Origin of the sequence: Streptosporangium sp. H16 (assembly GCF_051918855.1) — a bacterium.
In the GTDB taxonomy this organism is placed as follows: domain Bacteria; phylum Actinomycetota; class Actinomycetes; order Streptosporangiales; family Streptosporangiaceae; genus Streptosporangium.
In genome coordinates this window covers 395902-417161 of sequence record NZ_JBPXMD010000003.1, presented here as the reverse complement: position 1 = coordinate 417161, position 21260 = coordinate 395902, and the positions used below count along the sequence as shown (strand labels likewise).

The following is a 21260-nucleotide window of genomic DNA, read 5'->3' as shown; positions in this document are numbered from 1 at the left end:
CCGGACCCCGAGATGCCTCCCGCACCGAAGAAACGCCGTCGCACCCCGCGCCAGCTGCTGCGGGGTGTGCGGCGCCGCACCCGGCGCGTGGCCGGCCGGGCGCGCCGCGTCTTCTGGCGTTCGCTCCAGCTGCGCGTGGTCACCAGCACGATGGTCATCTCCATCGTGGTCGTCGCCGTGCTCGGCGTCTTCCTCATGCAGCAGATCATCAGGACCACCCTGGAGACCAGGGAGAGCGCGGCCAAGAGCGAGGCGCAGGCCGACAGGAACGCGGTGCTCGGCTATCTCAGCCAGCCGGCGGCCGAGGCCGCCAAGCAGCCCGTCGAGCCGGGCCAGGCGCCGCAGGCGGCGGGAGGCAGCCCGCTCGGCCAGGCCACGGAGGCGCTCGCGCGGCGCGCGGGCTCGGCCAGCCGCTACTCGGTGATCATCCGGAACGAGGAACTGCCCGGGGCGTTCTACGGGACCACGGACATCGACCCCCGCAGCATCCCGCCCAGGCAGCGCGAGGAGCTGTTCAAGAAGGAGGCGGGCGAGGACAGCACCTGGTACACCCCGCTGTACTACAAGGGGCAGCCCGAGCAGCCGGTGCCCGGAATGATCATCGGCACCCGCCTCGACTCGTCGTACGAGATCTACCACCTGGTCCCGCTGGACAGGGAGGAGCAGACTCTCGCCTCGGTGCAGCAAATGATCATCCTCGTCGGCGCCGGGCTCGTGCTGCTGCTGGCCGCGATCTCCTCCCTGGTCACCCGCCAGGTCGTCACGCCGGTGCGGCTGGCCAGGCAGGCCGCCGAGCGGCTCGCCGCCGGGCGCCTGGACGAGCGGCTGAAGGTGCGAGGAGAGGACGACCTGGCCCGCCTGGCCACCTCCTTCAACGAGATGGCCGCCAACCTGGCACTGAAGATCCATCAGCTGGAGGAGCTCTCCCAGGTGCAGCGCCAGTTCGTCTCGGACGTCTCGCACGAGCTGCGCACCCCGCTGACCACCGTGCGGATGGCCGCCGACCTGCTCTTCGACGCCCGCGAGGACTTCGACCCGATGGCCGCCAGGTCGGCCGAGCTGATGCAGAACCAGCTCAACCGGTTCGAGGCGATGCTCGCCGACCTCCTGGAGATCAGCCGCTACGACGCGGGCGCGGCCGACCTCGACGTCGACCCGGTGGACGTCAGGGACGTGGTGCTCCGCGCCGTCGCCGACTCCGAGGCGCTGGCCGAGCGCCACTCCACCCGCTTCGACCTGCGCCTTCCCGGCGAGCCGTGCATGGCGGAGATGGACAGCCGCCGGGTCGAGCGCATCCTGCGCAACCTGCTGTTCAACGCGATCGAGCACGGCGAGGGACGCGACGTCATCGTCTCGGTCGCCGCCGACAGGGACGCGGTGGCGGTGGCCGTACGAGACCACGGGGTGGGGTTGAAACCCGGCGAGGAGAACCTGGTGTTCGACCGGTTCTGGCGGGCCGACCCGTCCCGGGCGCGCACGATCGGCGGTACGGGCCTGGGCCTGGCCATCTCCCGCGAGGACGCCATCCTGCACGGCGGCTGGCTTCAGGCGTGGGGCTCGCACGGCGAGGGGTCGCAGTTCCGGCTCTCGCTGCCCCGGGTGGCCGGGGCGGTGCTCAGGGGCTCGCCCCTGCCGCTCGTACCCCCGGAGGTCGAGATGCGACGCACGTGGCGAGGGCACGTGACGCCGGTGCTGTCGCCGGCGGTGGCCGACGGGGGACGCGATGCGGACTAGAACCGAACGGGCGCGACGCCGGCCGGAGCCGGCGAGAGGCGCCGCGCGGCCCGGAACCCGCGAGGCGCGGTACGGGCCGGTGCCGGGAGAAGGCGCGGCGCGGCCCCGGGCCGGCGAGAGGCGACACGGGCGCGGGCCGGCGCTGAGGGCGGGCGCGCGGAACGCGGGGACGGTGCTCCTGGCGATCGCCCTGGTCTACGGGATGACCGCCTGCTCGGTCATCCCCACCGGCGGCAAGTCCGTCGTCGCGGTGGACAACGAGCGCAAGGGCAGCCCGCTGGGCGACCCGTACGCGCGGGTCATCGCCATGCCGCCGAAGGCCGGCTGGTCGCCCGAGGAGGTCGTCACCGGCTTCCGCGCGGCCATGGCGAGCCCCGACGACCCCGGCTTCCAGGTGGCCCGCAAGTACCTCACCGGCGACTTCGCCGCCAAGTGGAACCCGCGCAGCGGCGTCACGGTCTACCGGCAGGGCGACTACGAGAAGTTCGCTCCCCTCACGGATGAGGACAAGCAGGCTCAGGTCACGCTTAAGGGCACCAAAACCGCCATCATTGACCAGGATGGTCGATACCGTCCGAGCGGTGGCCCGCTGAACCAGCCCTTCACGCTCGCCAGGGGAGCGGACGGCGAGTGGCGCATCAGCATGGCCCCCGACGGCCTCCTGCTGTCCGAGGCCGACGTCGCCCGCGGCTACCTGCCCGTGGACCTGTACTTCCTCGACTCCCAGTGGAAGGGGCTGGTGGTCGACCAGGTACGGGTGCCGATCGACCCGGGCTCCAACTTCGCCAAGACGACGGTCGAGCGGCTGCTGCGGGGGCCGAGCAGCTCCCTCAAGGACGCGGTGCGCACCGCCTTCACCGACACCGAGCTCATCGACGTCACCATCGAGAACAACAGGGTGGTCGTCGACCTCACCAGGCGGGTGGACTCCGACCTGATCGACCCGATGTCGGCCCAGCTCGCCGCGACCCTCGCCGCGCTCACCAAGGGCGGCTGGGGCTTCGAGGTCACGGTGAACGGCGAGCCGTACCATCCCGACGCGCCTCTCCAGATCGACGCCCAGGAGCAGTCGAACTTCGACCCCTGGACGACTCCCGACGCCGTCCACCCGTTCTATCTCGCCGACGGCGCGCTGCGGCTGCTCGACAAGGAGAACGTCGGACGGATCGTGCCGGGCAGGGCCGGCCAGAAGGGGGTCGGGCTCACCCGCCCCGCGATCAGCGGCCAGCCCCTGCAGCAGGTGGCGGCGCTCTCCGAGGGGGGCAGGAGCGTCTCCGTCGCGCCGCTCGCCGCGGGCGGCGAGTGGCGGGTGTGGGCCACGGGGGTCTCCCTCGCCCCGCCGGCCTGGGACCGCTACCACACGCTCTGGACGGTCGACCGGCCCAACGACCACACCTCGATCATCACCAGGCACGACGGCGACAACAAGCACCGGTACCGGGTGTCCGCCCCCGACCTGGAGACGTTCCACATCGAGTCGCTCAAGGTCGCGCGGGACGGCGTGCACGTCGCGGTGGTCGTCAGGGACGGGCTGGGCGAGCAGGTCCAGGTCGGCACCGTCATCGGGGATCGGGAGAGCACCCGCATCACCAACCTCCAGACCGTGGTCGACACCGACGGCAACCGGACGATCAAGGACATCGCCTGGAAGGACGGCAAGACCCTGTACGCGCTCACCGGCAAGTCGGAGCTGCTCGAGGCCTCGGTCACCGCCGAGCCCAAGTCCCTGCCCTTCGACTCGCGGATCGAGAGCATCACCGCCCTGGACGGCACGCTGCTCGCCGGGGCCAGGGACGAGCAGGGCGACCAGCAGGTCCTGTTCTGGAACTCCACCAAGTGGGAGCCGCTGATCAAGAACGAGACCGGGACCACGGACTTCACCGAGAACGGCCCCTCCTCCCCGGCCTTCCCCCTGGGCTGAACCCCGGTCGCCTGGGCTGAGCCCCGGCGGGCTCGTCGGTGCGCGGCCTTCGCCCTGGGTCGGGGCGTTTTCCGGGAGGACCACCCCGGCGCCGGGCGGGGCCGGCCGCCGCCGCCCCACGGGCGCCGAACCCCCCTCCGGTACTCTGGGCTGGGCTTTTTGTCGGTGCCATCTGAAACCTTGGATCCGTGACGACCGCCATGCTCGACCTGATCCTGCCGCCCCGCTGCGCCGGATGCGACGCGCCGGGCGCCCTCGTCTGTCCCCGATGCGCGGCGGAGCTTCACGGAGCGCCCGCCCTCCGGATGCCCGATCCCGTCCCGTCCGGCCTGCCCGAGTGCTGGTCGGCGGCCGAATACACCCCCGCCGTGCGGCGGGCGATCATCGCCTACAAGGAGCGCGGTCGCACGGCCCTCGCCCCTCCCCTGGCCGGGGCCCTCGCCCTCGCGGTCGCCACGGCGGCCGGCGAGCGGCCGGTGCTGCTGGTGCCGGTGCCCAGTGCCCGGCCGGCCCTGAGGCGCCGCGGGCACGATCCGGTGGCCAGGCTCGCGGGGCTGGCGGCCGGTTACCTCCGCCAGGCCGGCTGGCCCGCGAGCGTGGCGAGGGTTCTTGCCCAGCGCCGCCGCGTCGCCGACCAGGCGGGGCTGAGTTCCCTCCAGCGGGCCGCGAATCTGTCCACCGCCTTCACGGTCACGGTCGGCCGCAACGCGCCCGTGCCGCGCTCCTGGGGCGGTACGGAGGCGATTGTGCTGGTCGACGACATCGTCACCACCGGTGCGACGCTCGCGGAGGCCGCCAGGGCGATGCGCGAGGCGGGGGTGACGCCGTCCCTCGCCGCCACGGTCGCCGCGACACGCCGAAGATCCAAAACCGGTGATCGTGACGGAGGGTGAGACGGCGCACCGGTTCCGGCCTCACCTGGAAGCCACATCTCACTGTCCTGCGGTACTTTCCGGCAGCTCAACGAACGCGAGAAGCCTTCGCCTGTGATGTCGCTCACCCGCGAGCACAGGAGACCTGGGAGCCGGCCACCCGGCTGTGAATTACGCAAAGTGATCCTTTGGCCGATCGTCAGGCTGACATTCGGCCAGGATGCGGATAGCGTCTGAGCCATGGCACCCGCTCGGGTCCGTGGTTGCACCGGACCGACCTCCGCGAGGAGGCCGGCCCGGCTAGCCGATGCCAGCCGCAGGCCAAACGGTCCACGTAAGACGACTTTTCGTCGATCGATCACGGTGCGGCTTAGAGGTAAGTCCTGCCTTCCCAAGGAGCCAGATGTTCCTTGCCAGAAGAGAAGGGCATGTAGTGGCAAAGAGCTGCGAAACCCTCAGCAGGCGGATGTGGGGACGAAGACCAGGTCGGCCGAGCGGGTGTCGCAATACCACCGTCGAGATTCGAAGGGGGGCTGTGCATGGAGATCATCGTCAAGGGTCGGCACACCGGAGTGAGTGACCGATTCCGTGACCACGTGAACACCAAGCTGGCCAGGATCGAGCGTTTGGACCACAAGCTCATTCGCGTTGACGTGGAGGTGTCCAAGGAACGTAATCCCCGTATCGTCGACCAGCGAGAGCGAGTCGAGCTCACGATCCACTCACGTGGTCCCGCGGTCCGGGCGGAGGCTTCGGCCGACGACCGTTTCGCCGCCCTTGACATCGCACTCGGCAAACTCGAAGGACGGCTGCGGCGTCTCGCCGATCGCAGGAAGATCCATCACGGAAACCACTGCCCTCCGTCGGTCGCGGAGCTGACGGCCACCGCGCTCGCCGAATCGTTCGAGAGCGCCCCGGCCAACCTGCTCACCGAACAGTCGCCGGCCGAGTCCCAGGCCGAGACCGATGTTCCGGAGGACGAGACCATCATCCCGATCCAGATGGATGGAGACGGGCCGCTGATGGTCAGGGAGAAGTTCCACGAGGCCGATCCGATCACGATCGATCAGGCACTTCTTGAGATGGAACTGGTGGGACACGATTTCTATCTCTTCCGTGACAAGGAGAGCGGGCAGCCAAGCGTCGTATACCTCCGACAGGGGTACAACTACGGCGTGCTGCGGCTCGTTGAGCCCTGACGAACGCATTCGAAGATCCTCTCCGACCAACCGAGGACCATGAAACCCGTGTAATCATGGCGGTCCACCGGCTCTGGCCCCCCGAGGAGGAGGCGTGACGGAACCCGACGACGCGACCGGCCCGACCGGACGCGGCGAACCGATCCGCGTGCTGATCGTTGACGATCACGCGCTGATCCGCCGCAGTCTGGAGATGGCGCTGGCAGCGGAGACGGACATCGAGGTTGTCGGCGAGGCGAGCGACGGACAGGAAGCGGTCGAGCTCGCCGACCGCCTCACTCCGGATGTCATGCTCATGGACGTCCGGATGCCACGGAGGAGCGGTATCGAGGCCACTCGTGAGATCAAGGCCTCGGTGCCGAGCACGCGGATCATCATGTTGACGGTGAGTGACGAGGAGGAGGATCTCTTCGAGGCGATCAAGGCGGGTGCCACCGGCTACCTGCTGAAGAACGTCCAGCTCGACGAGGTCCCGGAAGCCGTCCGCGGCGTCCACGAAGGACAGTCGCTGATCAACCCGGCGATGGCCGCCAAACTGATCAGCGAGTTCGCCAGCATGAGCCGCAAGGAGGCCGAGCGGCCCCCGCAGCTCCCCGTTCCACGCCTGACCGAACGGGAGATGGAGGTGCTCCGCCTCGTCGCGAAGGGGATGAACAACCGCGAGATCGCCAAGCAGCTGTTCATCTCGGAGAACACCGTGAAGAACCACGTCAGAAACATCCTGGACAAGCTTCAGCTTCACTCCAGGATGGAGGCGGTGGTCTACGCGGTCCGCGAGCGGATGCTCGAGATCACCTGACACGCGGCCGGTGCGGTGACCGCCCGGCGGTCACCGCACTCCGGCTCGGGACAGGCGTCCCGAGCCGATGTCGCGGCCCGGCCCCCCGACCCGGCGTTCCGGCTCCGGGGGCGGCTCTGCCGGACAGGTCGTCCCGGGTCGGGAAACGACCCGGTCCGGCGGGACTCCTCCCGCTCAGGGAGCGTTCCGGCGCAGGGCGTCCTGGAGAGGGCCGGCCAGGAGGGGATCGACGCGCTCGACCCGGACGGCCTCGCAGCCGACCCAGCTCGCGGCCTCCCAGAGGGCGTCGGCCAGCGAGACGGCCCCCCTGCCCGGCGCGACACCGGGTTCGAGGCTCACCTGGCGGGCCACCAGCGTCGCCCCCTCGCGGGCCGGGTCGATCCGCCCGACCAGCCTGCCCCCGGCCAGCACCGGCATCGTGAAGTAACCGTGGACGCGCTTCTCCTTGGGCACGTACGCCTCGAGGCGGTGGTTGAAGCCGAACACGCGGGCGGTGCGGGCACGGTCCCAGACAAGGGAGTCGAACGGGGAGAGCGGGGTCGTGCGGTGGCGGCCCCTGGGCTCGGTCTCCAGCGCGGCCGGGTCGGCCCAGGCGTCGGCGGCCCGCTCGGGCCACCCCGCGACGCGGACGGGCACCAGCCCGGTGGAACCGTCGAGCAGGCACGCGTCGAGCAGCCGCGCCTCGGGCGCCTTCAGGCGCAGGAAGTCGACGAGGTCGGCACGGGTGGCCACGCCGAGCGCGACCCCGGCGATCCCGGCGAGGCGGGTGACGCACTCGGCGTCGGAGAGCTCCTCGGCCAGCAGGTCCGCGGGGACCGCGCGTTCGGCCAGGTCGTAGACGCGTCGCCAGCCCACCCTGCGCGTGCAGACGACCTCGCCGGTGTCGAGCAGCCACTCGATGGCGATCTTGGAGTCGGACCAGTCCCACCACGGGCCGCCCTTCTTGGCGCCGCCGATGTCGGCGGTGGTGACCGGGCCGCTCTCGCGGACCAGGTTCAGCACCTTGCCGACACTGTCGGGCACCTCGTGCCAGCGGAACTTCCTGGCGTGGAAATATCTCCGCCTGAAGGCGTACAGCGCCCAGTCGCCGATCGGCAGGATGCAGGCGGCGTGACACCAGTATTCGAAGGCCCGCGCCGGTTCGTCCCAGTAGGCCCGCTCGACCTCCTGCCTGCCGACGGCGCCGAGGCGGGCGTACGCGACCAGCTCGTGGGAGCGGGCCAGCACGGAGATCGTGTCCAGCTGGACGGCCCCGAGGCGGCGCAGGGTCGCGGGAGCGCCGCCTCGCCGGGCCTCCGCGCCCAGGAACCCCTGGGCGCGGAGGATGACACGGCGGGCCTCGTCGGAGGAAAGAAAAAGCTGCATGACCGCCCCAGGGGGAGACAACACGTCGTGGGCCGAGGCTAGCGTCTGACACCGACGAAAAGGCTACGCCGGTGTCAGGATGTCCGTGATCAGGGCGAATCAGGGCAAGTCACGTCGAGCGAGGTGCCCCCGCCGAGTCGGCCGGTCGGTCGGTCCAGGAGAGGTGCCTCCGCCGAGCCGGCCGGTCGGCTCAGGAGACCGCTCGGTTCAGGAGAGGTGCCTCCGCCGAGCCGGCCGTTCAGTCCAGGACGCCCTGGCCGCTTCCGCCGCTCATCGAGCGAGGGGCCTCGACGACGATGTCCTGGAAGACGCGGAAGACCAGCATGAGGATGCCGCCCATGACGCAGACCGCCGTGCCCATCCAGAGGAGGGGCCAGTTCGGGCCCAGGCAGAGGGCGACCCCCGCGATGGTGAAGCCCAGCAGGATGACGGTCACCGCCAGCCAGGACGACGCCCGGCCGCCGTGGCCCCCGGAGCCCTGGTGGACCGCGGGACCGCCGTCACCCCCCTGGCCCTCGTGGGTTCCGCCAGTCGCCTGACGCGCGTCCTCTGCCATCACGGCTCCTCCCTCCAGGCACGGCGACGCGCCCGCGCGGATTCATCACGGACATGACAAAGAGCGGCATACCCTCTGAAGCTGGTCGTACTCTCTCAAAGAAGCGGGCAAGGAACTCCATCGGCCACAAGAGCGTCTTTCAGGGTGGCTGTGTCTGGTGGCGGAACCGCCTACGATGGCAGCGGAGAACCATGTCTCGTCCTCAGCCGGGCCGGTCCGGCCGCGGAAGACCTGCGAGGAGCTTTACCTAAAGTGCCAGCCTTTCTCGATAGAATTCTTCGCGCCGGCGAAGGCAAGCTTCTGCGCAAGCTCAAGCGGATCGCCGACCAGGTCAACTCCATTGAAGACGACTTCACGAGCTTGACCGACGCCGAGCTTCGCGCGCTCACCGACGACTACAAGCAGCGCTACGCCGAGGGCGAGTCCCTCGACGACCTGCTTCCCGAGGCCTTCGCCACCGTCCGCGAGGCGTCCCGGCGCGTGCTGGGCAAGCGTCACTTCGACGTGCAGATCATGGGTGGGGCCAACCTGCACATGGGCAACATCTCGGAGATGCGCACCGGTGAGGGCAAGACCCTCACCTGCACGCTGCCCACCTACCTCAACGCCATCTCGGGCAAGGGCGTCCACGTCATCACGGTCAACGACTACCTGGCCAAGCGTGACGGCGACGAGATGGGCCGGATCCACCGCTTCCTCGGTCTCGAGGTCGGCGTGATCCTGGCCAACATGCCGTCCGACGAGCGCCGCAAGCAGTACAACGCCGACATCACGTACGGCACGAACAACGAGTTCGGCTTCGACTACCTGCGCGACAACATGGCGTGGTCTCTCGAGGAGTGCGTCCAGCGCGGCCACCACTTCGCCGTGGTCGACGAGGTCGACTCGATCCTCATCGACGAGGCCAGGACGCCGCTGATCATCTCCGGTCCCGGCGAGCAGTCCGGCAAGTGGTACGCCGAGTTCTCCAAGATCGTTCCCCGGCTCCGCAGGGGCACCGAGGGCAAGGACGGCGAGGAGAACACCGGCGACTACGCCGTCGACGAGAAGAAGCGCACGGTCGGCATCTTCGAGTCCGGCGTGGAGAAGGTCGAGGACTGGCTCGGCATCGAGAACCTCTACAAGCCCGAGCACACCCACCTGGTCGGCTTCCTCAACAACGCGCTGAAGGCCAAGGAGCTCTACAAGAAGGACAAGGACTACATCGTCGTCGACGGCGAGGTCCTGATCGTCGACGAGTTCACCGGTCGCGTCCTGCACGGCCGCCGCTACAACGAGGGCATGCACCAGGCCATCGAGGCGAAGGAAGGCGTCAAGATCAAGGACGAGAACCAGACTCTCGCCACGATCACGCTGCAGAACTACTTCCGCCTCTACGAGACGCTCTCCGGCATGACCGGCACCGCGGCGACCGAGGCCAACGAGTTCCACCAGACCTACAAGCTCGGCGTCGTCCCGATCCCGACGAACCGGCCGATGATCCGCAAGGACCAGGCCGACGTGGTCTACAAGACCGAGGACGCCAAGTTCATGGCGACCGTCGAGGACATCAAGGAGCGCTACGAGCGCGGTCAGCCGGTCCTGGTCGGCACCACGAGCGTCGCCAAGTCCGAGCGCCTCGCCAAGGAGCTCAAGCGCAAGGGCGTCAAGCACGAGGTCCTCAACGCCAAGAACCACGCCCGTGAAGCGGCGATCATCGCCGAGGCGGGCCGCAAGCACGCCGTCACCGTGGCCACCAACATGGCCGGTCGAGGCACCGACATCATGCTCGGCGGCAACCCCGACTTCCGCGCCGACCTGGAGCTGCGCAGCCGCGGCCTCGACCCGGTCGAGACCCCGGAGGAGTACGACAAGGCCTGGGGCGAGGCGCTGGAGAAGGCCAAGGCCGCCGTGCAGGCCGAGCACGACGAGGTCACCGAGCTCGGCGGCCTGTACGTGCTGGGCACCGAGCGGCACGAGTCGCGGCGCATCGACAACCAGCTCCGCGGCCGTTCCGGCCGTCAGGGCGACCCGGGCGAGTCGCGCTTCTACCTCTCGCTCGAGGACGACCTCATGCGCCTGTTCAACTCGGCCAGGGTCGAGATGATCATGACGCGCCTCAACATCCCCGACGACGTCCCGATCGAGTCGGGCATCGTCTCCAAGGCCATCGCCTCCGCCCAGCACCAGGTCGAGCAGCAGAACTTCGAAATCCGCAAGAACGTTCTGAAGTACGACGAGGTCATGAACCGGCAGCGCAAGGTGATCTACGCCGAGCGCCACCGGGTGCTGGAGGGCGCGGACCTGCACGAGCAGATCCGCGGCTTCGTCAACGACGTGATCGACGAGTACATCGCGGGCGCCACCGCGGAGGGCTTCGCCGAGGAGTGGGACCTCGACAAGCTGTGGAAGGCCCTCGGCCAGCTGTACCCCATCAGCATCACCGCCGAGCAGCTCATCGAGGAGGCCGGGGGTCGCGAGGAGCTGACCGCACAGTTCCTCGACGAGCGGATCAAGGCCGACGCGATGGCCGCCTATGACCGTCGCGAGGAGGAGATCAACGCCCAGGCCATGGACCCGGAGGGCATGCGGGTGCTGGAGCGCCGCGTCATCCTGTCGGTCCTCGACCGCAAGTGGCGCGAGCACCTCTACGAGATGGACTATCTCCAGGAGGGCATCGGCCTGCGCGCGATGGCCCAGCGCGACCCGCTGATCGAGTACCAGCGCGAGGGCTTCGAGATGTTCTCCCAGATGCTCGAGGGCATCAAGGAGGAGTCGGTCGGCTACCTGTTCAACCTCGAGGTCGAGGTGCAGAGCAACCCGATCGTCGAGGAGCACGACCACTCCGAGGACGCCGCGATCGCGGAGACCCGCTCGATCATCGCCCGCGGCCTGCGCGGCCCGCAGCGTCCCACCGAGCTGGAGTACACGGCTCCGGGCGAGAGCGGCGAGGTGGAGCACACCCGGATCAGCACCAAGGCCGAGCGTGACGCGTACGGCAACGTCGAGCGCAACGCCCCGTGCCCCTGCGGTTCCGGCAAGAAGTACAAGCGCTGCCACGGCGACCCCAAGCACGTCGAGGTCTGACCGTCGCCGGAGGGCCCGCACCACGCACGGTGCGGGCCCTCCGGCGTGTCCGGGCCCCTCAGGCGAGCGCGGGCCGGTGGCCGGGCGGCGCGTCACGAGCCGTTCCCCGCACGGGACGCGGGTCAGGGGTCGTCTCGAACTCGGTGCACAGCCACCGCACGCCCCTGCGTTCCAGCCTCAGCGCCAGGACGCGCGAGCGGTCGCCGCAGTCGACCACGGCGCACATCTCCACCACCCCGTCCTCCGGCTGGGAGACGTGGGCCCGGCCCACCCGGGGCGGCCGCGCGCTGGTGATGATCTTCCCGCTCCGCGCCAGTTCGGCCTGGGCCCTGCCGGTCATGTGGCAGGAGACGCTCGCCGGAGGGCGCCTGCCGGACAGGATCTCGGCGATCGCCTGCGCGAGGGCCCGCAGTCGGCGCTCGTCGGGAACCGCGCCGGGCGAGCCCCAGACCAGCGGTTTCCCGGGCGGGAGGCGCGGCGTTCCCGGATCGAGGGCGAGGGCGAGGGTGCCCTGCACGTACGGCGGCATGGCCGGGGTGTCACCGGCGGGGCGGTCGTCGTCGTAGGGCGGCTCGGCGGCGGGGGAGGGCGCGATCCTGGGGAGCGAGGCCGGGCGTCGTGGGGGCGACATGGGAACTCCGATGTGCTCGGCTGGGGCGAAGAAACTGACATATCAGGGAGTTTCCGGTCCGCCACGCAGATACGCCGTCCGCCAACTTCCGGTGAATCCCGGTCGCTTCGCCCTGTTGGGCGGAGAAGGTGACCCCGGGTTGGAGTGGTCGGTCCTCGCGAGGGGCGGGTTGCGGCCAGCGGTGTGATCTCCGGTGGACGGCCGAAACCGCCCGGCGCGCCTCTCCGGCGGGGATCGTCTCAGGCTCGGGCTCAGGAGGAGCCGTCGCGCCTCCTCGGGCGGAGGTCGGATCAGGCGGAGGACGGCTCAGGTGGAGGTCGGGTCAGGGGAGGGCGGCTCGGGGGGAGGGCGGTGCGCCTCCCGGATGGCGGGAGGGCCGGTGTCCGCCCTGCCCCGCGCCGGGGCCGAGGGCTCGCCGGAGTCGACGTCGGGCTCGGGCTCGCGGCCGGGGGTCATGATGTTCAGCTTCCTGATCAGGAAGCTGAACACGGTGTAGTAGATCACCGCGTAGACCAGCCCCATCACGATGATGATCGGTACTCCCCGGGCGTTGGGCGCGGTCCCGTACAGGCCGAGGTCGATCAGCCCGGAGGAGAAGCTGAAGGCGAGTTTGACGCCCAGGGCGGAGGCGAGGGCCATGGAGATGCCGGTCAGCACGATGTGGATGACGAACAGGACCGGCGCCACGAAGATGAAGGCGAACTCGATCGGCTCGGTGATCCCGGTGAGGAACGCGGTGAGCGCCGCGGAGATCATGATCGAGCCGACCGCGGTGCGGCGGTGCGGTGGCGCGGCCCGCCAGATGGCGATCGCGGCGGCGGGCAGGCCGAACATGAGGACCGGGTAGAAGCCGGCCTCGAAGCCGCCGTAGCCGACGGCGCCGTTGTTGAAGCAGATCAGGTCCCCGGCGAGCTTCTTGCCGTCGACCACGCACTCGGGGACCTGGGTCCAGATCACGTTGTTGACGATGTGGTGCATGCCGAGCGGGAGCAGGGCGCGGTTGATCATGCCGTAGACCCCGGCGCCGAGCTCGCTGTTGGAGGCGAGCCAGGTCCCCGAGGCGCGGACCCAGCCGCCCAGCACCGGCCAGACGAGGCCGAGGAGCACGCCGATCACCAGTCCGGCGAAGGCGGTGAGGATCGGCACCAGGCGGCGCCCGCCGAAGAAGGCCAGCCAGGTCGGCAGCTTGGTGCGGTGGTAGCGCTGCCAGAGCAGCGCGGAGACCAGGCCCATCACGATGCCGCCGAGCACCCGGGTCGGGTTCTGCGCGCCGAGGTTCAGGACCGCCTCGGGAACGCCGGGGTTGGCCCTGTCGAACACCTCCGTGGTGATGGACTCCCTCAGGTCGGCGTCGAAGAGGATGAAGAACATGTTCATGCTGACGGCGTGGAAGACCAGGTAGCCGACGAGCGCGGCCAGGGCGGTGGAGCCGTCGGCCTTGCGGGCGAACCCGATGGCGACGCCGATCGCGAACAGGATGGGCAGGTTGTCGAACAGGGCGCCGCCCGCGGTGCCGACGACGCGGGCCACGTCGTCGAGCAGGGCACTGTCGGTCCGGCCGAGGAGGTCGTCCTGCCCGAGCCTGAGCAGCAGGCCCGCGGCCGGCAGGACCGCGATCGGCAGCATCAGGGAACGTCCCAGGCGCTGGAGCACGCTCATCACGGCGGCCCCCGGGTGGGCGGCGGGCGGGCCCGCGTCCGCCGGGAGAGAGCTCATCGGGCTTTCCTCCAAGGGCTGGAAGGGAGGAGGGCGGCGAAGGGGCGGTCGCGCGGGACAGGACGGGGTGTGACGGCGGCGGTACGGGGCCGGAAGGCGGTGGGAGCGGGTGGGCCGGGGGTGCGGTCGGAGCGGGCGAGGTGTCGGCGGGGCCGGGAGGCGGTCGGAGCGGGCGCGGCGGGTGGGACGTGCTCTGGATGTGGTCGGGACGGGCGTGGCGGGTGGGCCGTGGTCGGGCGGGCATCGGGATCAGGCGCGGCGGGCAGGTATCTCCAGGATCGTACGGAGCTGGTAGCGGTCGGCGCGATAGGTGGACACCCCGAGTTCGGCGCAGACGCCTCCCGCGAAGGAGCGCCGCTGGAGCAGCAGCACGGCCCCGCCGCGCGGTAACTTCAGCAGGTCGGCGTCCCCGGGATCGGCGATGCCGCCGTCGATGGTGAGCTCACCGGCGTCGAGCACCAGGCCGTAGCGGGTCTCCAGGAGGGCGTAGAGGGAGCGGCCCGTCAGGTCGTGGGTGTCGAGGTCGGGCGCGAGGGAGACGGGGATGTGGGCCCGCTCGATGCACATGGGCTCGTCGGCCGCGGTCCGCAGCCGCTCGATGAAGTGAACCTCGTCACCCGGCTGGATGCCGAGCTCCCTGGCCAGGTGCGCGCTGGCCCTGACCACCCGCCGGTCCAGGTCGCGGGAGCCGGGCTCCATGCCCCTGGCGCGCATCTCGTCGCTGAAGGAGGTGAGCCGCAGGGACATCTCGATCTTGGGGCGGGCCACGAAGGTGCCCTTGCCCGCCACCCGCTGGAGCCTGCCCTCGGAGACCAGGTGGTCCACGGCCTGCCGCACGGTCATGCGGGACAGCCCGAAGCGCTGGCAGAGCTCGCGTTCGGACGGGATCGCCGTGCCGATCGCCAGCTCGTTGTTCTCGATCAGATCGAGCAGGATCTCCCGGAGCTGGAAGTATTTGGGCACCGGACTGTCCGGATCGATCTGGGCCACAGGATCCTCCCCCCTCGATCTGAGATGTCGCATGAGTTATGGTTCGTACTGGTCTAGTCCGGACTAGACCACAGGCCGGAAAAGGGTGTCAACGTACGGACCGGAGACGGATCGATAACGGCCCGGTCTCGTCCGTCCGAAGCGAAGGATGAGCGCGAGATGACGACCAAGATGCGCAGCGAGATCGCCGAGCAGCCCGCCGCGCTGCGAGCCACGCTCGACGCCCTCCTTCCCCGGATCGGTGAGGTGGAGCGGCTCGCGGGGCAGACCCGCCAGCTGCTGTTCATCGCCCGCGGCACCTCCGACAACGCCGCAGTCTACGGTCGCTACCTGGCCGAGACCCACACGGGCAGGCTCTCCACTCTCGCCGCTCCCTCGATCGCCACGACCTACCGGCGCAGGCTGGACCTCGACGGCGTGCTGGCCGTCGCCCTCTCCCAGTCGGGCAGGACCGAGGAGATCGTCGAGACCCTCGCCTGGGCGAAGGACTGCGGCGCCAGGACCGTGGCCATCACCAACGGCGGCGAGCAGAGCCCCCTGGCCCAGGCCGCCGACCTCGCCCTGTGCACGGTCGCGGGCGAGGAGAAGGCCGTCCCGGCCACCAAGACCTACACCACCCAGCTCGCCGCGCTCGCCGTGCTCGCCCTCGGTCTCGGCGCGGACGTCGACGCCGCCGACCTGCGGCGGGTGCCGGACGCGGTCGAGAAGCTGGTCGGCGACCCGGGTGACCTGGAGGCGATCGTCGAGGGCCTGGCCGACAAGCCGGGCGTCGTGGTCTCCGGCCGGGGGCTCGCCTTCTCCACCGCGCTGGAGCTGGCGCTCAAGCTCAAGGAGGCGTGCTACCTGCACGCCATGGGCCTGTCGTACGCCGACCTGCTGCACGGCCCGATCGCCGTGGTCGACGAGGACACCCCGGCCATCCTGGTCGCGGCGGGCGAGGGCCCGACCCTGGCCGGCACCGTGGCGCTCGCCGAGCGGGTGACCGGTGCGGGCGCCTCGGCCTACACGGTCGGCGGCGGTACCGCGCTCTCCTCGGTCTCCACCGCCGCGCTGCACGGCCCCGACCTTCCCGAGTGGGTCGCCCCGCTGGGCCTCATCGTCCCCGGTCAGCTGCTCACCGAGGCGCTCGCGCGCAGGCTGGGGATCGACCCCGACGCCCCCCGCGGTCTCAACAAGGTGACCCAGACCGACTGATCGCGATATGTCCTTTAGCCTGGATAGCCCTGGGAACAGGGTGATCACATCTGGAGGGCGACATGGCGGCCGACGCCGACGCGATCATCGCTGGACTCGGTGGTGCGGACAACATCATCGAGATCGAACCGTGCATCACCCGGCTCCGCACCGAGGTGCGCGACGCCTCCAAGGTCGACCAGGCGGCCCTGCGGGCGGCCGGCGCGCACGGTGTGATGGCGGCGGGCAACGTCGTCCAGGTGGTGGTGGGTCCCGAGGCCGACACGATCGCCAGCGACATCGAGGACATCATGGGCTGAGCAGAGCCGTCATCGGCCGTCATCGGCCGTCATCGGCCGACATCGGCTGAGCAGGGCCGGCGGGAGCCGGCAGGGGCTGACAAGGGCGCTCTCGCGGGCGGGGCGTGCCCGGACGCACGCGTGGGCGGCCGGGGCGCGGACGGGCCGTCCTCGCGGGCGGCGGCATGCCGAGGGGGGTGCGGTGACCACAGTTCTGGCACCGGTCGCGGGGGTGGCCGTGAGGCTCGGCTCGGTGCCCGACCCGGTCTTCTCCGAGGGGCTGGTCGGGCCCGGCATGGCGATCGAGCCGGACAGGGCGCCCGGCCGGGTGCTCTCCCCCATCGCGGGCACCATCGTCAAGCTGCACCCGCACGCGTTCGTGGTCGTCGGCGACGACGGCCGGGGGGTCCTCGTCCACCTGGGCATCGACACGGTCGAGCTCAGGGGGGAGGGCTTCGAGCCGCTCGCCGCCGAGGGCGACCGGGTGAGCGCCGGGCAGCCGGTGGTGGCGTGGGACCCGGCCGGGATCGAGGCGGGCGGGCGCTACCCGATCTGCCCGGTTGTGGCGCTGGACGCCGCCGCGAACTCCGTCACCGGCCTCGCCGCGGGGCCCGTCGGTGCCGGTGACGAGCTTTTCGAGTGGAGCGATCCCGCCTGAGGGCTCGCGGGACGGGGAAAGGGCGAGGAACGTGGAACACGGACACGGGCGCGGACACGGACGCGGGCGACGTCCGTGCGGACGAAAACGGAGCCGGGAGTGGTGACGGGAATGGGGACGACGGCGAGACCGCCGATGAGGGCGGCGCTCTTCGATCTCGACGGGACGCTGATCAACAGCGAACGACGGAGCATGGCCATGTGGTCGATGCTGCTCGACAGCCACGGAGTGGTCCACGACGAGGTCGTGCTGCGCGGGTTCATGGGGCGGCGCGGGCGCGACGTCCTGACGGAGAGCGCCCATCTCTTCCCCGGCAAGCGGATCGACGACCTGATCGAGGAGGTCTTCTCCTTCCAGGACCATCCCGGCCTGCCGGACATCGTGCCGGTGCCTGGCGCCGCCGAGCTGGTCCGTAGGGTCTCGGCGCACGGTTCGCCGATCGCGGTCGTCACCTCCGCCGGCCGTGACTGGGCGGAGGAGCGGCTGACGCAGGTCGGCATCCGCGACCTGCTGGAGACGATCGTGTCCGCCCACGACGTGGCCGTGGGCAAGCCCGACCCCGAGGGGTTCCTCCTCGCCGCCGCACGCCTGTCGGTCGATCCGGCACACTGTGTGGCGTTCGAGGACTCGATCGCCGGGATCGCGGCGGCCAAGGCGGCCGGTATGGCGTGCGTGGGCATAGCGACCACGCACCCGGGCACTGAGCTGGCCGAGGCCGATCTCGTGGTCACGGACCTGACGGGGGTCGACTGGCCCCTGTCGAGCATCAATGATCTCGCGGTCTAGACCGCGGGCGAACTTCTGGGAGGAACACGTGGCCGAGCGCCAAGTCACCGTCAAGGCGGAGGTCGGCCTGCACGCCCGGCCCGCCGCGACGTTCGTCCAGACGGCGGCGAAGTCGTCTTTGGACATCACCGTCGCCAAGGGGTCCGGCGAGCCGGTGAACGCCAAGAGCATCCTGGCGGTCCTCGCGCTCGACGTCAGGGAGGGCGACACGGTGACGATCAGAGCGGAGGGCGAGGGAGCCGACGAGCTTCTCGACCGGCTGGCCGGCATCGCGTCGGCGCCGTGAGCACCCTCACCGGGGTGGGGGTGAGCCCCGGGGTCGGTGTCGGTCCCGCCTACGTGCTCGTGTACGAGGCGACCGTCCCGGACCCGGGCTCCCGGCACGGCGGGGGCGCCGGGGACGCGGCCGCGGAGCTGGCCGTGGCCGGGCGGGCGCTGGAACGGGTCGCCGCCGACCTGGAGGCGCGGGGGGCCCGCGCCGGTGGCCAGGCCAGGGAGATCCTGGAGGCGCAGGCCATGATGGCCCGCGACCCCGGCCTGGCGGACGGGGTGGCCACGCTGGTCGAGGCGGGCACCGCCGCGGCCCGCGCGGTCTACGAGGCGTTCGGCCACTACCGCGACCTGCTCGCCGCCGCCGGGGGATACCTCGGCGAGCGCGTCGCCGACCTGGACGACGTCAGGGACCGCGCCGTCGCGGTGATCGAGGGCCGGGCCCTGCCCAGCATGCCCGGCGTTCCCACGGACACCGGGCAGCCGTACGTCCTCGTCGCCCGCGACCTGGCGCCCGCCGACACGGCGCTGCTGTCCCCGGACGTGGTGGCGGCCTTCGTCACCGAGCAGGGCGGCCCGACCAGCCACACCGCGATCCTCGCCCGCGCCATGGGGGTGCCGGCCGTGGTGGCCTGCCCGGGGGCGACCTCGATCGCGCCGGGGACGCCGGTGCTGGTCGACGGGGCCTCCGGTCTCGTGCGGCCCGCGCCCTCCGGCGACGAGGTCCTCGGGGCGCGCAACGCCGCCGCCGCGCGGGAGGCCGTGCTGGCCTCCGCCACGGGGCCGGGGACGACCGCCGACGGGTACGCCGTGCCGCTGCTCGCCAACATCGGCGGGCCTCGCGACGTGGCCGCCGCGCTGGAGCACGGTGCCGAGGGGATCGGGCTCTACCGGACCGAGTTCCTCTTCCTCGACCGGGCGGAGGCGCCCTCCGCGGCGGAGCAGGAGGCCGCCTACCTGGAGGTGCTGGACGCCTTCCCCGGCGGCAGGGTGATCGTGCGGACCCTCGACGCGGGAGCCGACAAGCCCCTCGCCTTCCTGCCGCCGGGAGCGTACGAGCCCAATCCCGCGCTGGGGGAGCGGGGGGTGCGGCTGTTCAGGACGCATCCGGAGATCATGGGCACCCAGCTCGCCGCCCTGGCCGCGGCGGCCGCGCGCTCGTCGGCGAGGCTCCAGGTGATGGCGCCGATGGTGGCCACCGCCGAGGAGGCCGCCTGGTTCGCCGACGCCTGCGACGCGGCCGGGCTGCCGTCGTCGGGAGTGATGGTCGAGATACCCTCGGCGGCCCTGCGCGCCTCCGACCTGGCCGTACGGGCGGGCTTCCTCTCCATCGGCACCAACGACCTGGCCCAGTACGCCCTCGCCGCCGACCGGCAGCTGGGCGCGCTGACCGGGCTCCAGGACGCCTGGCAACCCGCCCTGCTCGACCTGGTCGCCCTGGCCGCGGCGGGCGCCGCCGAGCGCGGCAGGCAGTGCGGGGCCTGCGGTGAGGCCGCGGCCGACCCGGCCCTGGCCTGCGTGCTCGTCGGGCTCGGGGTCACCTCACTGTCGATGTCCGCCCCGGCGCTGCCCGCCGTACGGGCCGCGCTGTCGCGCCACACGCGGCAGCAGTGCCATCTCGCCGCCGCGGCCGCGCGGGTCGCCGCCTCCCCGGAGGAGGCGCGTGCCGAGGCGCGCTCGCACCTGCCCGGCCTGGCCGACCTGGCCCTGTGACGTGGGCGGACTTCCTTCATGGGTGACGTAAGGACCGGAAAGCACCGGTTGGTGGGAGGCGTGTGGCCGATGGTGACCGGGTGGATGGGCGGGCACCGGGGCGCGGGCCCGGATAGCGTAAGCGGCATGGCTGGGTGGAGACGTGTGACGGGTATCGCGGTGATCGCGACGATGGTGGCCGGATGCGCGGAGGCGGGCAGGACCGCTCCGCCCGCGTCCGGCGCGACGCGGGCGGGCGAGGCCTCCGCGAGCGCCGACGCGGCGGCACCCGGCGCCACCACGGCCGTCACCCCGGGGTCCTCGGGATCCTCAGGATCCTCAGAGGCGGCCGTTCCCCCCGCGGCCTCCGCGACGGCGGAGGTGGCGGGGGTGGAGGGCGTGCTCGCCTCGATGAGCGTGGAGGAGAAGGTCGGCCAGCTGTTCATGCCCGTGCTGTACGGCCCGTCGGCCGACACGGCGTCGGGGGAGAACCAGGCGCGGTTCGGCGTGGACACCCCGGCGAAGATGATCGCCCGTTACCGCCCCGGCGGGGTGATCCTCTTTCCCTGGGCGGGCAACGTCAAGAGCGTCCGGCAGGTCGTGGCGCTCACCAACGGCCTGCAGAAGGCGTCCCCCGAGATCCCGCTGCTGATCGGCACCGACCAGGAGAACGGCAAGGTCTCCCGCCTCGCCCCGCTGGTCACCCCCCTCCCCGGGGCGTCGGTCATCGGCTCGACCCGCGACCTCTCGCTGGCCCGCCGGGCCGCCGAGGTGACGGGCACCGAACTGCGCGCCCTGGGCGTCAACCTCGACTTCGCGCCCGTCGCCGACGTCAACCTCAACCCGCGCAACCCGGTGATCGGCCCGCGCGCGTACGGCTCGGACCCGAAGAAGGTCGCGCCGATGGTCGCCGCCGCCGTCCAGGGCTTCCACGACGCGGGGATCGGGGCCACGGCCAAGCACTTTCCCGGCCACGGCGACACCGGCGTCGACAGCCACACCGGCCTGCCGGTGATCAGGCACTCCCGCTCCCAGTGGAACAGGCTGGACGCCCCGCCGTTCGCCGCCGCCATCGGCAAGGACGTCGACGCGATCATGAGCGCGCACGTCGTGATGCCGAAGCTCGACCCCTCGGGTGACCCGGCCACCCTCTCCAAGCCGATCCTGACCGGGCTGCTCCGGGAGAAACTCGGCTTCGACGGGGTCGTCTCGACCGACGCGCTGGACATGGCGGGGGTACGCAAGAAGTACGGGGACGGGGAGGTCGCGGTACGGGCGATCCAGGCCGGGGTGGACCTGCTGCTCATGCCGCCGGACTACCGCGAGGCCCATCGGGCGCTGCTGGCCGCCGTGGCGTCCGGGAAGATCTCCAAGGCGCGACTCGACCAGTCCGTCCGGCGACTGCTGACGCTGAAGGCCGCCCGCGGCCTGCTGGACAGGGCGCCGGTCGCCGACCCGGCCGAAGCCGAGCGGGTGCTGCGCTCGGCCGAGCACCTCAAGGTCGCCCGGCTCATTACCTCACGGGCCCGCTGA

Annotated in this window: 18 protein-coding genes; 13 read left to right on the top strand and 5 right to left on the bottom strand. The window is 71.2% G+C overall.

Annotation, left to right across the window (positions count from 1 at the left end; translation table 11 throughout):
* The first annotated feature begins 12 nt into the window (after window positions 1-12).
* From mtrB to ACTOQ2_RS07480, 5 genes are all read left to right on the top strand, one after another.
* Window positions 13-1734 carry an MtrAB system histidine kinase MtrB gene (gene mtrB, locus ACTOQ2_RS07500; RefSeq protein ID WP_440067440.1) on the top strand — a complete coding sequence of 574 codons (1722 nt, stop codon included), beginning with the start codon at window positions 13-15 and terminating at the stop codon, window positions 1732-1734.
* Between the two features lie 172 nt (window positions 1735-1906).
* Window positions 1907-3655 carry an LpqB family beta-propeller domain-containing protein gene (locus tag ACTOQ2_RS07495; protein WP_440098976.1) on the top strand — a complete coding sequence of 583 codons (1749 nt, stop codon included), beginning with the start codon at window positions 1907-1909 and terminating at the stop codon, window positions 3653-3655.
* 188 nt (window positions 3656-3843) lie between these two features.
* Window positions 3844-4548, top strand: coding sequence for a ComF family protein (locus ACTOQ2_RS07490; protein WP_440098975.1), 705 nt, complete (start codon window positions 3844-3846; stop codon window positions 4546-4548).
* Window positions 4549-5066: 518 nt separating this feature from the next.
* Window positions 5067-5726 carry a ribosome hibernation-promoting factor, HPF/YfiA family gene (gene hpf / locus ACTOQ2_RS07485; protein WP_440067434.1) on the top strand — a complete coding sequence of 220 codons (660 nt, stop codon included), beginning with the start codon at window positions 5067-5069 and terminating at the stop codon, window positions 5724-5726.
* 94 nt (window positions 5727-5820) lie between these two features.
* Window positions 5821-6525 carry a response regulator gene (locus tag ACTOQ2_RS07480; RefSeq protein WP_440067432.1) on the top strand — a complete coding sequence of 235 codons (705 nt, stop codon included), beginning with the start codon at window positions 5821-5823 and terminating at the stop codon, window positions 6523-6525.
* 174 nt (window positions 6526-6699) lie between these two features.
* On the opposite strand, the gene ACTOQ2_RS07475 is transcribed toward ACTOQ2_RS07480, so the two are convergent.
* Both ACTOQ2_RS07475 and ACTOQ2_RS07470 read right to left on the bottom strand, forming a co-directional pair.
* The gene (locus ACTOQ2_RS07475; protein WP_440098974.1) at window positions 6700-7890 is read right to left on the bottom strand and encodes a winged helix-turn-helix domain-containing protein; all 1191 of its coding nucleotides are present in this window, start codon (window positions 7888-7890) and stop codon (window positions 6700-6702) included.
* Window positions 7891-8128: 238 nt separating this feature from the next.
* Complete coding sequence (locus tag ACTOQ2_RS07470) at window positions 8129-8446, bottom strand: HGxxPAAW family protein (protein WP_440098973.1); 318 nt, start codon at window positions 8444-8446, stop codon at window positions 8129-8131.
* Window positions 8447-8698: 252 nt separating this feature from the next.
* Here ACTOQ2_RS07470 and secA point away from each other — a divergent pair, with 252 nt between their 5' ends.
* Window positions 8699-11512 carry a preprotein translocase subunit SecA gene (secA, locus tag ACTOQ2_RS07465; protein ID WP_440098972.1) on the top strand — a complete coding sequence of 938 codons (2814 nt, stop codon included), beginning with the start codon at window positions 8699-8701 and terminating at the stop codon, window positions 11510-11512.
* Between the two features lie 58 nt (window positions 11513-11570).
* On the opposite strand, the gene ACTOQ2_RS07460 is transcribed toward secA, so the two are convergent.
* From ACTOQ2_RS07460 to ACTOQ2_RS07450, 3 genes are all read right to left on the bottom strand, one after another.
* Window positions 11571-12143, bottom strand: a complete 573-nt coding sequence (locus ACTOQ2_RS07460; protein ID WP_440098971.1) for an Rv3235 family protein — start codon at window positions 12141-12143, stop codon at window positions 11571-11573.
* Between the two features lie 306 nt (window positions 12144-12449).
* Window positions 12450-13859: a PTS transporter subunit EIIC gene (locus tag ACTOQ2_RS07455; RefSeq protein ID WP_440098970.1), complete on the bottom strand. Its 1410-nt coding sequence runs from the start codon at window positions 13857-13859 to the stop codon at window positions 12450-12452.
* Window positions 13860-14108: 249 nt separating this feature from the next.
* Window positions 14109-14849, bottom strand: coding sequence for a GntR family transcriptional regulator (locus ACTOQ2_RS07450; RefSeq protein ID WP_362837563.1), 741 nt, complete (start codon window positions 14847-14849; stop codon window positions 14109-14111).
* Window positions 14850-15008: 159 nt separating this feature from the next.
* Between ACTOQ2_RS07450 and ACTOQ2_RS07445 the strand changes: the two genes are divergently transcribed.
* The 7 genes from ACTOQ2_RS07445 to ACTOQ2_RS07415 all read left to right on the top strand — a co-directional run bounded on the left by ACTOQ2_RS07445 (window position 15009) and on the right by ACTOQ2_RS07415 (window position 21260).
* Complete coding sequence (locus ACTOQ2_RS07445; protein ID WP_440067420.1) at window positions 15009-16043, top strand: SIS domain-containing protein; 1035 nt, start codon at window positions 15009-15011, stop codon at window positions 16041-16043.
* 62 nt (window positions 16044-16105) lie between these two features.
* Window positions 16106-16342 carry a PTS glucose/sucrose transporter subunit IIB gene (locus tag ACTOQ2_RS07440; RefSeq protein WP_329090552.1) on the top strand — a complete coding sequence of 79 codons (237 nt, stop codon included), beginning with the start codon at window positions 16106-16108 and terminating at the stop codon, window positions 16340-16342.
* A gap of 181 nt (window positions 16343-16523) precedes the next feature.
* Window positions 16524-16979 carry a PTS sugar transporter subunit IIA gene (locus tag ACTOQ2_RS07435; protein WP_440067419.1) on the top strand — a complete coding sequence of 152 codons (456 nt, stop codon included), beginning with the start codon at window positions 16524-16526 and terminating at the stop codon, window positions 16977-16979.
* A gap of 99 nt (window positions 16980-17078) precedes the next feature.
* Window positions 17079-17765, top strand: coding sequence for an HAD family hydrolase (locus ACTOQ2_RS07430; RefSeq protein ID WP_440098969.1), 687 nt, complete (start codon window positions 17079-17081; stop codon window positions 17763-17765).
* A 28-nt stretch (window positions 17766-17793) separates the two neighbouring features.
* On the top strand, window positions 17794-18051 hold the full coding sequence (locus tag ACTOQ2_RS07425; RefSeq protein ID WP_440067415.1) for an HPr family phosphocarrier protein: 258 nt from the start codon (window positions 17794-17796) through the stop codon (window positions 18049-18051).
* The gene (ptsP, locus tag ACTOQ2_RS07420) at window positions 18048-19748 is read left to right on the top strand and encodes a phosphoenolpyruvate--protein phosphotransferase (RefSeq protein WP_440098968.1); all 1701 of its coding nucleotides are present in this window, start codon (window positions 18048-18050) and stop codon (window positions 19746-19748) included. Before ACTOQ2_RS07425 ends, ptsP begins: the two co-directional genes overlap by 4 nt.
* Window positions 19749-19892: 144 nt before the next feature.
* A complete protein-coding gene (locus ACTOQ2_RS07415; RefSeq protein ID WP_440098967.1) occupies window positions 19893-21260 on the top strand; it encodes a glycoside hydrolase family 3 protein in 1368 nt (455 codons plus the stop codon).

Bases quoted from the DNA above. Each gene is read 5' to 3' on its own strand.
- ACTOQ2_RS07460 (WP_440098971.1), bottom strand. From the start codon at position 12,143: ATGTCGCCCCCACGACGCCCGGCCTCGCTCCCCAGGATCGCGCCCTCC.
- mtrB (WP_440067440.1), top strand. From the start codon at position 13: ATGCCTCCCGCACCGAAGAAACGCCGTCGCACCCCGCGCCAGCTGCTG.
- hpf (WP_440067434.1), top strand. From the start codon at position 5,067: ATGGAGATCATCGTCAAGGGTCGGCACACCGGAGTGAGTGACCGATTC.
- ACTOQ2_RS07440 (WP_329090552.1), top strand. From the start codon at position 16,106: ATGGCGGCCGACGCCGACGCGATCATCGCTGGACTCGGTGGTGCGGAC.
- ACTOQ2_RS07455 (WP_440098970.1), bottom strand. From the start codon at position 13,859: ATGAGCTCTCTCCCGGCGGACGCGGGCCCGCCCGCCGCCCACCCGGGG.
- ACTOQ2_RS07445 (WP_440067420.1), top strand. From the start codon at position 15,009: ATGACGACCAAGATGCGCAGCGAGATCGCCGAGCAGCCCGCCGCGCTG.
- ACTOQ2_RS07470 (WP_440098973.1), bottom strand. From the start codon at position 8,446: ATGGCAGAGGACGCGCGTCAGGCGACTGGCGGAACCCACGAGGGCCAG.
- ACTOQ2_RS07475 (WP_440098974.1), bottom strand. From the start codon at position 7,890: ATGCAGCTTTTTCTTTCCTCCGACGAGGCCCGCCGTGTCATCCTCCGC.